This is a genomic window from Tolumonas osonensis, from assembly GCF_014202415.1.
GTDB lineage: Bacteria > Pseudomonadota > Gammaproteobacteria > Enterobacterales > Aeromonadaceae > Tolumonas > Tolumonas osonensis.
This window is the reverse complement of sequence record NZ_JACHGR010000007.1, coordinates 26,250-39,459: the sequence shown is the minus strand read 5'-3', so window position 1 is coordinate 39,459 and position 13,210 is coordinate 26,250. Positions and strand designations below refer to the sequence as shown.

Here is a 13,210-nt window from a genome sequence, read left to right as displayed (position 1 = left end):
TATTCAGTTTTCCTTGACTGCCTCTGTCTGTCAAGAGTATAACTGTACGGTACGGTTTAGTTATGGGGGTTCAGAGTGAAAAGACAACATGCGTCACGCTTGCCCGGTGCGGCAAGATGGCGGCCGTTTACCTTGTTACCTGTTGCGGTTCTGGTGTTAAGCGCGTGTGCGCAGACATCGGATCATCAGTTATCTTCTGTCAAATCAGCGTCCGATTTTGAATCTGCACAGTCATTGAGTTCGGAGCTCAAGGTCAGCTGGCCTGAGCATAAATGGTGGACGAGTTATAGCGATGCTCAGTTAAGCCAATTGATTGAAGAGGCGCTCAGCGATGCACCCTCCCTGAAAGCGGCGGCAGCCCGGCTGAAAAATGCGGAAGGCGTGGCCCGGCAGGCAGGGGCGTCCCGGTATATTCAGGCCGGCATGGCGTTGTCTGCCTCTGAAACCAAAGTCAGTTATCAGTATCAGGCCTATAACCCGCCGCGTGACTGGAATGACTATGGCTCTGCGACCCTGAACTTCAGTTACGACTTCGATTTCTGGGGTAAAAACAAGGCCGCCGTAGCGGCTGCGACCTCGGATTATGCGGCGGCGCAGGCTGAAACAGAATCGGCCCGACTGATGCTGTCCACCTCCATTGCGCAGTCATATGCGGAACTGGCCCGCTTGTATGCGAACCGGGATACCGCAGTTTCTGCGCTGGATATCCGTAAGAAAACGGTGGAGCTGATGACGCAACGTTTCCGCAATGGTCTGGAAACCCAGGGGCCCGTCCGCCAGGCCGAGGCGCTGCAGGCGAATGCCGAAGCTGATCTGCTGAGTATCGACGAGAACATTCAGCTGCAGCGAAATGCGCTGGCGGCTTTGCTGGGGAAAGGGCCGGATCGCGGATTATCCATTGCGCGTCCTAGCATCCAGTTATCCCGCGCATTTGGTTTGCCTGATGATGCTGGCGTTGGTCTGCTCGGCCGTCGTCCGGATGTAACGGCAGCCCGCTGGCGGGCCGAAGCAGCCGCCAAACGGATAGGTATTGCGAAGGCGCAGTTCTATCCGGATGTCAGTCTTTCTGCGTTTATCGGGTATCAGTCGTTTGGTCTGGATAACCTGACGAAATCAGGCAATGACGCAGGCAGTATTGGTCCGGCGATTTATCTGCCTCTTTTCACCGGTGGCCGGTTACAGGGACAGCTGACTTCCGCCGAAGCGATGTATGAAGAATCGGTGGCCAGTTACAACAATACCGTGACCCAGGCACTGCGCAATGTGGCCGATGTGGCGACCAGCGCCAAAGCTCTGAAAGGTCAGCTGGAAAAAACCGAAGACGCCGTGAATTCGGCGCATGACGCGTATCAGATCGCCAATAACCGTTATCGCGGTGGTCTGGCGACTTATCTGGATGTGCTGACTGCAGAAGATGCCTGGCTGAACAGCCAGCGCGCATTGGTGAATTTGCAGTCCCGTTCCTTCTCTCTTGATGTAGCCCTGATCCACGCGTTAGGCGGTGGTTACCAGACTCCTCGTTCTTGATTTCAATACAGGATTAGAAAAATGACTCAGATGAATTCAGATATCACGATTGATCAGTTTGATGATGATTTTGATGCGCCGCGTGCTGCTGATTCCCGCAAAAAAGGGTTTATGGGCCTGGCGGCGGCAATCGTCCTGGCAGGAGTTGGTTACAGTTCTTACTGGTATTTTGTCGCATCCCATTATGTGACTACCGACAATGCGTATACCGCGGTTGAGCTGGCGGAAGTCACGCCGGCGGTGGGCGGTATCGTCAAATCGGTCAATGTGGTGGATACCCAGCAGGTCAAACAGGGGGATGTGCTGGTGGTGCTGGACGATACCGATGCGCGTCTGGCATTAGCGCAGGCGGAAGCCGATCTGGGACTGGCGAAACGTCGTGTGCGCAGCTATCTGGCCAATGATGAAGGCCTGGCGGCGCAGGTGAAAGCGCGTGAGGCGGATGAGAAACGGGCGCAGGCTCAGCTGGCCGCGGCACAGGCGGATCTGGCGCGCGCGCAGGTGGATATGCAGCGTCGTCAGGCACTGCTGGCTTCTGGTTCGGTTTCCGGTGAAGAGCTGACGAATGCGAAGAATGCACTGGCTCAGGCGGAGGCGAATCTGACTGCGGCCAAAGCAGCGGCGGCACAGAGCGTGGCCAATCGTTTGTCTACCATTGGTTCGAAGAAGGCGAATGCGGCATTAACCGTTGATGCCACTGTCGAAACCAACCCGGAAGTCTTGCTGGCCAAAGCCCGCTATGAACAGGCGAAGGTGGATCTGGACCGTACCGTGATTAAAGCGCCGGTCGATGGCACCATCGCCAAACGTCAGGTACAGGTTGGTCGCCGGGTTCAGATTGGTGCGCCCCTGCTGAGTGTGGTACCAACCCAGAATATTCACGTGGATGCGAACTTCAAGGAAGTGGAATTACGCGATGTAAAAATCGGTCAGCCGGTTGAAGTGACTGCGGATATTTACGGCGACAAAGTGGTTTATCACGGCGTAGTGAGTGGCCTGTCCGGTGGTACCGGTTCAGCGTTCTCCATGATTCCGGCGCAGAATGCGACCGGTAACTGGATCAAGGTGGTTCAACGGTTACCGGTGCGTATTACGCTGGATGCAAATGAGATGAAACATCGCCCGTTGCAGGTTGGTTTATCCATGGAAGCAACGATTGATACATCGGCTCCGGTTATAAAAGAAGCGGTTGCGGAACATGCATCACATTCCACTGATCGTCAGGGTTAAGGCGGTGAATGATGAGTAGTTCATCATCCGATAACTTCCCGCAGCCGTTATCCGGCGGCAAGCTGGCACTGGGCGCTATCTGCCTGGCGATGGCGAACTTTCTGGCGATCCTCGATACCACCATTGCGAACGTGTCGGTATCGAATATTGCCGGAAGTCTGGGCACATCGACCAGTCAGGGCACCTATGTCATTACGTCGTATGCGGTGGCTGAGGCGATCTCGGTACCGCTGACCGGCTGGCTGGCATCCCGCTTCGGGGCGATGCGGGTGTTTGTGACTTGTCTGATCATGTTCGGTATTTTTTCTGCGTTATGTGGCATGGCGACCAGCATGAATATGCTGGTGCTGTTCCGCGTATTCCTGGGCTTCGCGGGTGGTCCGCTGATGCCGTTATCGCAGACGCTGATGATCCGTATTTTCCCGAAAGATAAAAGTCATGCCGCGATCGGGATCTGGAGTATGACCACGCTGGTGGCACCGATCATGGGGCCGATTCTGGGTGGGATCCTCTGTGATCAGTTCAGCTGGCCGTACATCTTCTTCGTGAAGACGCCATTTGCGATCGTCGCCGGGTTACTGTGCTGGAAACTGCTGCAGCAGTTTGAAACCAAAGCAACCAAATCCCGTATGGATCTGGTCGGGCTGGTGCTGCTGGTGGTCTGGGTAGCTGCGTTACAGATCATGCTGGATGAAGGCAAGGATCATGACTGGTTTGAATCCGGGCGGATTGTGACGTTAGGCATCATCGCACTGATTGGTTTTGTCGCCTTCCTGATCTGGGAGCTGACAGAGCGTAATCCGGTGGTGGATCTGAAAGTGTTCCGTCACCGTGGTTATACAACCAGTATGCTGACGCTGTCGCTCGGGTTTGGCGCCTTCTTCGGTATTACCGTACTGACGCCGCTCTGGTTGCAGATCTACATGGGGTATACCGCGACGATTGCCGGTTATTCCACGGCGATGATGGGGGTGCTGGCCATCTTCCTGGCGCCGGCCATTGCGAATCTGGCAACGAAGATCGATCCGCGACCGCTGGTGTTTATCGGGGTGCTCTGGCTGGGTATTTGGACTTTGTTCCGCAGTCACGCCAACATGGACATGACGTTCTGGCAGGTGAGTCTGCCGATGTTATTCCAAGGGATCGGTATGCCGTTGTTTTTCGTGCCGCTGACCGCCATTGCGCTGGGTTGTGTGATGGACCGGGAAATGGATTCGGCCGCCGGACTGATGAATTTCATCCGGACGCTGTCCGGTGCCTTTGCGACCTCCATGGTGAATACTTCATGGGAAAACCAGACCCGGTATGTCAAAGCCGAGATGGCCGGATTAACCGACCAGTCGGGTGCGGCCACGGAGGCTATGACCAATGCTGGCATGGGGATGGATCAAACCCGGGGGATCATGGACTGGATGTTGCAGGGGCAGAGCGTCATGGTGGCAACTAACCAGATCTTCATGGTGATCGCCGTTATCTTCACAGTCGCCGCTTTCGTGATCTGGCTGGCCCCACGGCCGACCCGGGCGGTCGATACCTCATCTGTACATTAATCTGACTCATCGTTTCTTTGTTGGTGGATGTTTTCCGGCTTTTTTATAAAGCCGGTTTTTTTCATTTTTTGCGGATATCCCGGATCCGTTTCCCTCCTTGGAAATACGGCCACCCATTACCGATTTTTGGCCAATCGCTGAAGGTAACTATCCCCCGGTTTCCATAAACTTTGTCTCAATCCAGAACTGAAATGCTGCTGAGTAGTTATCCGGCTTCAGTTCATGACTAATCAGACACTATATTGGGGTAGCCGATGAGTAAGATAGAACTGAATGCCGCTGTACTGGCTGAAATTGAGAAAGTGACCGAAGTGGCTTCCTATTTGTGGCAGCGTGAATGGGCCGAGCGGAATGGCGGTAATATCTCTGTTGATATCACTGAAATTTTCGGTGATGTTCCGGCTTCGCTGGAAGCCTTCCCGCACTGTCCGCTGAGTATGGTTGGTGGCGCAGCCGCATTTCCGGCTGACAGTGCCGGTCATATTTTCTTTGTGAAAGGAACCGGCGAACGTATCCGTGAACTGCGTGACCCGGAACTGGCGGGTTGTGTGCTGCGCATCGACGATCATGCAGCCGGTTACCATATTCTGTGGGGCGGTCGTGGCAAAGCCGATTACAAACCAACCAGCGAATTTATCTCGCATGTCGAGATCGTCATGGATAAGCAACGCGCCGGTTCTGATCACCGCTGCGTGGTGCATACCCATCCGCTGGAACTGATCGCCCTGTCGCATCATCCGAAATACGCGCATGATGAAACAGCCTATACCAATGCCTGCTGGAAGATGCTGCCGGAAGTGCGCGCATTCGTACCGAAAGGGATTGGTATGGTGCCGTATTGCATGCCGGGCAGCAAAGTGATGGCGGACAGCACCACGGCCAAATTGCGCCAGTTTGATGTCGCGATCTGGGAAAAACACGGTGCCGTGTCGACCGGCGCTGATGCGCTGGTAGCGTACGATTTTATTGATGTGGCCAATAAAGGCGCCAAGCTGCATCTGATGTGTCTGGCCAGCGGTTTTGAGCCGGAAGGGGTCAGTGACAAGGATATGCAGGAACTGAAGGAAACCTTCAATCTGTAATCCTGTATTCAGTGCTGTTGTTGTTACAAAGAGCCATGAATCATCATGGCTCTTTTTTTACGGGCGGATTAAACGGTGTCCGGCAGACCAGAATCAGCACCGAACGGGGAGCCACGCGATATTCAGACGCATGAATGACCGCATATTCGCAGCCTAGTGGCGTAATGTCTTCCGGCGGCAATAAACCGGTATCCACAACCCGCTTCCAGTTGCCGGCCGGATAATGGGGTGGAGCAGGCAGCGTGAGGGTCAGTGGTTCCCACCAGGCGTTGAAAAAAGCATACACGTCGACACCATGCCCGGTATCGTAAGCCGTCAGGCCTAGGGAATGCGAGTTTTCACTCCAGTCAGGCTGGAAAGGCAAAGCCCCGTGCCAGTCTACGTTGGCACTTACCAGCGCTTGTTCCAGAGAAAAAAAGAAGCGGGGCTCTTCTTTTAACACCGAACGGTAACGCATCAGTTCGGTCACAAACCGCTGCATTTCCCGGCCATGTAACCCCGGTTTCCAGTTCATCCAGCTGAGCGGATTATCCTGACAATACACATTGTTATTACCAGACTGCGTTCTGAGTATTTCATCTCCCATCAGAATCATCGGCGTTCCGACCGACATCAGATTAATGAGGAACAAATTTTTCGCCTGACGTAACCGCAACGCGTTCAGCGCAGGATCATCGCTCGGGCCCTCAGTGCCGTGATTCCAGCTGTGGTTATCATTGCTGCCGTCACGGTTATGTTCGCCATTGGCTTCATTATGTTTCCGGTTGTAGCTGACCAGATCCCATAGGGTGAAACCGTCATGACAGGTAATGAAATTGAGACTTTTATACGGATCCGAGAATTCCGGATGATAGATATCCGGACTGCCGATCAGGCGCGTGGCGAAAGCCGAAACCATGCCATTGTCACCCTTGATAAACCGGCGAACATCATCCCGGAACCGGCCATTCCATTCGCGCCAGCGATCGCCGGCCATTCTCCCGACCAGATATAATCCGCCGGCGTCCCAGGCTTCGGCAAACAGCTTGGTATCTGCCAGCGAATAGTCGCCATCAATCGTGCGTATTGTCGGTGGATCATTCATTGGCTGACCAAAACCATCCCGGGATAAAATGGCCGCCAGATCAAACCGGAAACCATCGATGTGCATCTCCTCCCGCCAGAAACGCAGGCTGTCGGTGATCATTTTTTTGGTCATCGGGTGCGAGGCATCCAACGTATTGCCGCAACCGGAGTAATTGGTACTGTGAAACTGTTCATCCAGGGTATAAAAGGCGTCGTTGTCTAATCCCCGGAAACAGAACACCGGTCCGTCATCGCCACCTTCCGCTGTATGGTTATAAACCACATCCAGAATGACCTCGATATTCACCTTATGCAGCGCTTTGACCATATCGCGAAATTCATTCAGGACACCGAGATGGGATCCATCGCTGGCATATTCGGCATGCGGCGCAAAAAAGCCCATCGGGCTGTAACCCCAGTAATTTTGTTTACCCGGCCGGGCATCCTGCGGATCAAACTGAAAGACCGGCAGCAGTTCAACAGCGGTAACGCCCAGTTCCTGCAGATAAGGGATTTTTTTGATCACACCGGCGTAGGTGCCGCGCAGATAATCCGGCAGGCCGGAAGAAGGATCTTTGGTAAATCCGCCCACATGCATTTCATAAATGACGGAACGAGAGAGGGCATGCCGGGGAAAATGGTCATCTTCCCAGTCATAGTGTCGCAGGTCGGTCACGACATTTTTCGCGCAGCAATGCAGATTACTGCCGTGCGCGGAAGAGCATTGCCGATTATAGCTGTCACCCAGCACAATGCGGTGACCGTAAGGGTCCAGCAGCGCTTTTTCCGGATCAAAACGGTTGCCGGGTAGCGTGACCAGCACGTCTTTTACCCGCCAGGCATATAACTGACCGGCTCCGACGCCACCGACGTGGACATGCCAGTAATAACCGGAACGGTGCTCTTCACTGGTCAGGGGGATCACGTCCGGCTGTTCATCTTTTTCAGAACTGAACAGCAGTAGCTCCATGGACTTCGCCAGTCGCCCCCAGATGGCAAAGTTAGTTCCGTGTGCCTCGGGTGTAGCACCCAACTGGCGGCAGTGACCGGCCGATATTTTTCGTGATGTCATTTTTCTCTCAGAGCAACGTAACTCTGATAAAAAGTATAGAAGAAGTGTTAGTCAGACTTGTTTCATTTTAGGATAAAAACAGTGGCAGTATCAAAACGGCGTATATAAACAAACTGCGTATTATATATTCCATCTTGATACTGCCACTGCCGGACTAAGTTGAAAAACTATGCCAGATAAAACACCGATGTTAATTCGAGACTAACCGGGCTGTTATCCGGATTGGAAGGCATAATATCTTTCATATATGCCCACCATTCTTTACAGATCTCAGTGTTGGCGACTGCATTCCAGCGCTCTTCGCTCTCGATTTCAACATAAGCGAATAACTGACTTGTTTCCGGATTCAGGAAAATATTGTAGTTATGCGCCCCGTGTTTTTTCAGTGTGTCTGCCAGTTCCGGCCAGATTTCGTCATGACGTTTTTTGTATTCGGCATGCGCATTTGGGTTGACTGACATTAAAAAGGCTTTACGGATCATTCTGGTTCTTCCTTATGCCATGCCCATACCAACCAGGTTGGCCGCGGCAACGATCACCAGCATACCGATGCACAGGATACGTACCGGACGGGAACCGACACCTTTCCATTCAGCCAGCAGCAGACCGACGATACCACCACACAGCACATAACCACTCATGTGCAGCATCCAGTTCACGAAAGACAGGTGTTCCGGAATGCTTGCTTCACCCCAGGCATAGAAGAAGAACTGCAGGTACCACATGATGCCGCCAGCCGCTGCCAGTGCGCCGTTGATCAGCAAGCTGCGTGCAGGTTGTGACAGATCGGCACGCACAGACAATTCAGGTTTGATCGCCAGACGGATGAAGCAATAGCTCAGGTTGATGAGCGCGCCACCACCCATGATGATGCCGTAACTTGGCAACATGGCGTACAGCGGATCAATTCCCAGTGCCAGAGAAGCTTGTTTGATTGGGGCAGCCGCTTCCAGACCGAAGGCAAAGCCAGCCGAGAAAATACCGCACATGACCGCCAGGAACAGACCTTTCTTCAGGTTAAATTCCTGTGTGGTGGTGCCCAGAGCGATTTCTTTCTGATGACCGGCATAAGTCACAATACCGATACCAACCAGCGCAACCAGCACACCCATCAGCGTGATCTGACCACTGGACGTTGTCAGCAACGTACCGAATTCACCGCGCAAAATCGGTGGCATCAGGGTACCTACGACCAGCGTGACACCAATGGCAATCCCGATCCCCAGCGACATACCCAGATAACGCATGGTCAGACCGTAGTTAACGTTACCGACACCCCACATGGCGCCGAACAGAAGCATACCCCAGAAGGCTTTGCTGTCGACCACGCTATAAAATGAAGCAAAGTCATCAATCAGGAACGAAGTGACAATCCAGGGTAACAGGATCCAGGAGAACAGACCGGCAAACGCCCAGGTAGTTTCCCACGACCATTGTTTTACTTTACTGATTGGTGCATAAAAAGAAGCAGCGGATGCGGCACCAACCAGATGCCAGCCGATACCAGATACAATTGCAGACATAGTAATTTCCTTTGTGTGTGCGTGTTATATATCCCGTGATCGGGGTGTCATGTCACGGGGATCTCGTTACTACTGCGAATCAATACATGTTTTTGGAATTTTCCGGCTGCCCTGGCAGTAACCCTTATTTTCCGGAAAGACCACCTGGTCCCCCCGGGTGATCCTTCCTACAAAACAAGGGAATGACTGCCCGGACCGGTTTATTTCCGGGTTGCTAATACTTCGGTTTCATAGTTTTTAACGGTAGCCAGCCAGTCAGCACCGACAGCCACGCCGTTACGGGCACAGACGTAATCCCACACGGCCTGCCATGGCATGCTCTTGGTTTCTTCCATCAGTGCCAGACGGCTGGAGAAATCCCATTTTGCTTCGACATCGCGCAGAGTCTGGGTTGGCTCCAGCAGGGCACGCAGCAGCGCTTTTTTCATGTTGCGGGTACCGATCACCCACGCCGCGATGCGGTTGATTGAGGCATCGAAGAAGTCCAGACCGATATGCACGCGATCCAGCAGCTCGTTACGCACGATTTCAGTGGCAATCGCTTGGGTTTCATCGTCCAGCAGTACCACGTGGTCACTGTCCCAGCGAACCGGACGGCTGACGTGCAGCAACAGGTGTTTCACATACAGTGAAGCGGCAGAGATCTTGTCGCTGATCACTTCGGTCGGATGGAAATGGCCTGCATCCAGACACAGCGCAACATTGCGTGATGCGGCGTAACCCATGTAGAACTCGTTGGAACCGACGGTGTAGGATTCCGCGCCGATACCGAACAGTTTGCTTTCGACAGCATCAATGTGATGAGCTTCGTCGAATTTCTCGCTGATCACTTCATCCAGTGCGGCCAGCAGGCGCTGACGTGGTGCCAAACGATCCGCCGGCAGGTCTTTCATGCCATCCGGGATCCAGATGTTCATCACAGACGCGGTACCCAGCTCTTTACCGAAGTAAGCTGAAATGCGACGGCTGGCTTTGCAGTGGTCGATCCAGAACTGGCGCACTTTGGCATCCGGATGTGACAGTGTCAGGCCATCGGCGCTCAGTGGGTGAGAGAAGCAGCTTGGGTTGAAATCCAGGCCGATGTTCATTTTCTTCGCCCATTCCACCCAGTTGGCAAAATGTTCCGGCTTGATCTGATCACGCGCGACCGGCTGTTCAGATTCCAGATAAATGGCGTGCAGGTTCAAACGTTTGGCACCCGGGATCAGTGACATGGCCAGTTCCAGATCCTGACGCAGTTCTGCTGCACTACGTGCTTTGCCCGGATAGTTCCCCGTGGCCTGAATACCACCGGTCAGTGCACCTGCACTGGCTTCAAAACCAGTAACATCATCACCCTGCCAGCAATGCATGGAGACCGGGATGTTATCCAGTGCAGCAATGGCTGCATCGACATCAACACCTTGTGCGGCATATTGTTGTTTTGCCAGAGCATAGGCAGTTTCGATATTTGGGTTCATGCTACTTCCTTTGTTTTCTCAGAGAGGGGTTGTGTTTTCTTCGCGCAGAGTTTCAGAAAACGTTGCCAGTGAACTTCGAGCTGCGGTACAGAGTCCGGTGTCAGATGTTCACCAATAAAGTTGTGTTTGATGACGGCCCGCACGGCTTTCAGATCCGGCAGGGCCTCCAGGCCTTTCAGCTGATAGCCGATATTGCCCAGCGCCGAGGCTTCCGTTGGTCCGGTAATGACCTCACGCTGACAAATATCGGCACACAGACGGTTCAGCAGCTTGTTTTTGGAACCGCCACCGACGATATGAATGGTCTCCACCGGACGGCCAGTGACTTCTTCCAGCTCATCGACCACGACGCGGTAATACAGCGCCAGACTGTCGAGAATACAGCGCGCCAGCTCGCTGGGCAGCGTAGGGCAGCCCTGACCGGTTTCTTCGCAATACGCCTGGATTTCCAGTCGCATGGACGCCGGATTCAGGAAGCGTTCATCATTCGGATTGATCAGGTACTGGAATGCCGGTGCATCCTCCGCCAGCGAAGTCAGATCGGCAAAACTCAGGTTGCTCAGCTCTTTCTGCAAACCTTGTAACAGCCACAGACCCATGACGTTTTTCAGGATGCGATAAGTCCGTTCCACACCACCTTCATTGGTCAGGTTGGCTTTCAGGGTTTCAATCGAGGTGACCGGGTAGTGGCTTTCCATACCTACCAGTGACCAGGTACCAGAGCTGATATACGCCGATTTGGAACTGCTAAGCGGCGTGGCCGCAATGGCCGAACCGGTATCATGCGTTGCGGGTGGAATGACTTTTACCGCATGACCAGACGGGCTGATCCATTCACCAATAACGGTTCCCGGCTGGGTAATTGGTTGTAACCAGTTAGCAGCGATACCAATCACTTTTTCCAGTTCCGGATCCCAGTCGCAGTTTTTGGCATTTAATAACTGGCTGGTACTGGCATTGGTATATTCGCAGCTGAATTTACCGCTCAAGCGATAATGTAAATAATCCGGGATAAGCAGTAATTTATCGACCTGTGGTAACCATGCCGGATTTTCATTTAAAATAGCTTTGATCTGATACAGAGTATTAAATTTCTGAAACTGAATACCGGTGCGCTGATAAATATCGGCACGGCTGATTTCCTGCATGACCTGTTCCGGTACGCCATCGGTACGGCTGTCACGATACGCCACTGGCAGGCCCAGCATTTTCCCGCTTTTATCCAGCAGGACAAAATCAACGCCCCAGGAATCAATACCAACAGAATCTAATTTAATGCCTTCTTCATCAATTTTATTCAGACCAAATAAAATGTTTTCAAAGATAGATTCAATATCCCAGCAATCATGACCTTCTTTTTTAATCATGCTATTAGGGAAGCGATGAACTTCTTTTAATTTAATTAACCGGGAGCTTTCATTATATTTGGCTAGCATGACGCGGCCGCTTGAAGCTCCCAAATCAATCGCTGCAACATTGACTGACATTGTGCTGACTCCGTTAATTCAGATGTTGCAACTTTAGAATTACGGATGTCACTTAACCTTTTTTCTAATGCCACGATTTATTAATTCATGGCATAAAAATCAAGAAACCCTATCAGCTGTGCGGAATTGTGATATGGCTCAAATTTATTGTATGAGCCTGGTTTGAATCTGTTTTTGATACGTTCCATTCTTTTAGTGAAAACGATCACAGCATTATTGCGCATTTGTTGACATTGGATACTGGTAAGACCACTTTAGCGCCACCATCACAACGCTGATGTCGTCCTTCCGGAGTTACTATGTTTAAGCTTAATCACAATGAATTTTTTGATAATAATAAGGTAATCAATGTATTACCTCGATTGCCACAGGAACCGTTTCCTGAGCATTGTCATGATTTTCATGAGCTTGTACTGGTAAAGTCCGGATGCGGTATTCATTTTTGCGATGGCCGGGCTATTCATGTGAGTCGCGGCAGTATTCTGTATCTGAAAGACGAAGATGTGCATTTCTTTGATCAATTAGATAACTTATGCCTGACGAATGTGTTGTTTATGCCGGATGAGTTTCATTCATCTCCAGATTTGATTTCATTACTGACTGAAAGTTGTCGTTCCGATTCCGGACAGATCATGGTGGGTCAGAATATTCAGCAGCAGGCTGAATTACTGTTAATGCAAATCCGGGAGGAAAATGAACGGCAGGATACTTATTCTTCGTTAATGGTAGAAACCTTGTTTTCCCAGTTGGCGGTTCTCTTGTGGCGGGATCGTGAACTCAATAAAAAGTTCCGCTCGGAAGAGCAGGATAATCTATTGACATTAATCAACTATATTAATGAAAACTATCAGGACGAACTTAACTGGACAGAAATTTCTGATAAGTTCAATATTCCGCTGCGGACGCTGAACCGTAAATTGCAGGAACATACCGGACTGACCCCGAATAATTATCTTGGGCGAGTGCGTTTATGTCATGCTTCTTATCTGTTAAGTCATTCACAAGATGCTGTGACGGATATCGCATTTTCATGCGGATTTAACGACAGCAATTATTTTTCTTCAAAATTTCATCAGGCGTTTGATATGACGCCAATGCAATACCGCAAGCGCTATAAAAATTCTTGAAAAAAATGCCAATAATAATTTTTTATTGGCAGTTAATTTAAGGTTTGCCCTCATTCCGCCAACTAGCATTACCCTATTAATCACATG

At 51.7% G+C, this 13,210-nt stretch carries 10 protein-coding genes; 5 read left to right on the top strand and 5 right to left on the bottom strand.

The genetic code is table 11. The features are described from left to right. Nucleotides 1-75: 75 nt before the first annotated feature. The 4 genes from HNR75_RS10510 to rhaD all read left to right on the top strand — a co-directional run bounded on the left by HNR75_RS10510 (nt 76) and on the right by rhaD (nt 5,389). On the top strand, nt 76-1,527 hold the full coding sequence (locus tag HNR75_RS10510) for an efflux transporter outer membrane subunit (RefSeq protein WP_188026931.1): 1,452 nt from the start codon (nt 76-78) through the stop codon (nt 1,525-1,527). A gap of 21 nt (nt 1,528-1,548) precedes the next feature. Further along, entirely contained in the window at nt 1,549-2,757 is a 1,209-nt protein-coding gene (locus HNR75_RS10505; protein ID WP_223157874.1) for an HlyD family secretion protein, read from the top strand. An 11-nt stretch (nt 2,758-2,768) separates the two neighbouring features. Continuing rightward, nucleotides 2,769-4,307 (top strand): DHA2 family efflux MFS transporter permease subunit, encoded by a 1,539-nt coding sequence (locus HNR75_RS10500; protein ID WP_188026930.1) that lies wholly within the window; start codon nt 2,769-2,771, stop codon nt 4,305-4,307. A 254-nt stretch (nt 4,308-4,561) separates the two neighbouring features. Next, nucleotides 4,562-5,389 carry a rhamnulose-1-phosphate aldolase gene (gene rhaD, locus HNR75_RS10495; RefSeq protein WP_188026929.1) on the top strand — a complete coding sequence of 276 codons (828 nt, stop codon included), beginning with the start codon at nt 4,562-4,564 and terminating at the stop codon, nt 5,387-5,389. Nucleotides 5,390-5,432: 43 nt separating this feature from the next. On the opposite strand, the gene HNR75_RS10490 is transcribed toward rhaD, so the two are convergent. From HNR75_RS10490 to rhaB, 5 genes are all read right to left on the bottom strand, one after another. Beyond that, entirely contained in the window at nt 5,433-7,526 is a 2,094-nt protein-coding gene (locus HNR75_RS10490; RefSeq protein ID WP_188026928.1) for a glycogen debranching protein, read from the bottom strand. A gap of 167 nt (nt 7,527-7,693) precedes the next feature. Beyond that, the gene (gene rhaM, locus HNR75_RS10485) at nt 7,694-8,008 is read right to left on the bottom strand and encodes an L-rhamnose mutarotase (protein WP_188026927.1); all 315 of its coding nucleotides are present in this window, start codon (nt 8,006-8,008) and stop codon (nt 7,694-7,696) included. A 12-nt stretch (nt 8,009-8,020) separates the two neighbouring features. Next, on the bottom strand, nt 8,021-9,049 hold the full coding sequence (gene rhaT / locus HNR75_RS10480) for an L-rhamnose/proton symporter RhaT (RefSeq protein ID WP_188026926.1): 1,029 nt from the start codon (nt 9,047-9,049) through the stop codon (nt 8,021-8,023). 200 nt (nt 9,050-9,249) lie between these two features. Then, nucleotides 9,250-10,509: an L-rhamnose isomerase gene (locus tag HNR75_RS10475; RefSeq protein ID WP_188026925.1), complete on the bottom strand. Its 1,260-nt coding sequence runs from the start codon at nt 10,507-10,509 to the stop codon at nt 9,250-9,252. Then, entirely contained in the window at nt 10,506-11,996 is a 1,491-nt protein-coding gene (rhaB, locus tag HNR75_RS10470) for a rhamnulokinase (RefSeq protein WP_188026924.1), read from the bottom strand. The genes HNR75_RS10475 and rhaB overlap by 4 nt, the downstream gene beginning before the upstream one ends. 299 nt (nt 11,997-12,295) lie before the next feature. Here rhaB and HNR75_RS10465 point away from each other — a divergent pair, with 299 nt between their 5' ends. Beyond that, on the top strand, nt 12,296-13,123 hold the full coding sequence (locus HNR75_RS10465) for a helix-turn-helix domain-containing protein (RefSeq protein WP_188026923.1): 828 nt from the start codon (nt 12,296-12,298) through the stop codon (nt 13,121-13,123). Nucleotides 13,124-13,210 lie beyond the last annotated feature (87 nt).

Excerpts from the sequence above, each read along its gene's own strand:
- HNR75_RS10490 (WP_188026928.1), bottom strand. The coding sequence starts at position 7,526 with ATGACATCACGAAAAATATCGGCCGGTCACTGCCGCCAGTTGGGTGCT.
- HNR75_RS10465 (WP_188026923.1), top strand. The coding sequence starts at position 12,296 with ATGTTTAAGCTTAATCACAATGAATTTTTTGATAATAATAAGGTAATC.
- rhaT (WP_188026926.1), bottom strand. The coding sequence starts at position 9,049 with ATGTCTGCAATTGTATCTGGTATCGGCTGGCATCTGGTTGGTGCCGCA.
- rhaB (WP_188026924.1), bottom strand. The coding sequence starts at position 11,996 with ATGTCAGTCAATGTTGCAGCGATTGATTTGGGAGCTTCAAGCGGCCGC.
- HNR75_RS10475 (WP_188026925.1), bottom strand. The coding sequence starts at position 10,509 with ATGAACCCAAATATCGAAACTGCCTATGCTCTGGCAAAACAACAATAT.
- HNR75_RS10500 (WP_188026930.1), top strand. The coding sequence starts at position 2,769 with ATGAGTAGTTCATCATCCGATAACTTCCCGCAGCCGTTATCCGGCGGC.
- rhaM (WP_188026927.1), bottom strand. The coding sequence starts at position 8,008 with ATGATCCGTAAAGCCTTTTTAATGTCAGTCAACCCAAATGCGCATGCC.
- HNR75_RS10505 (WP_223157874.1), top strand. The coding sequence starts at position 1,549 with ATGACTCAGATGAATTCAGATATCACGATTGATCAGTTTGATGATGAT.
- rhaD (WP_188026929.1), top strand. The coding sequence starts at position 4,562 with ATGAGTAAGATAGAACTGAATGCCGCTGTACTGGCTGAAATTGAGAAA.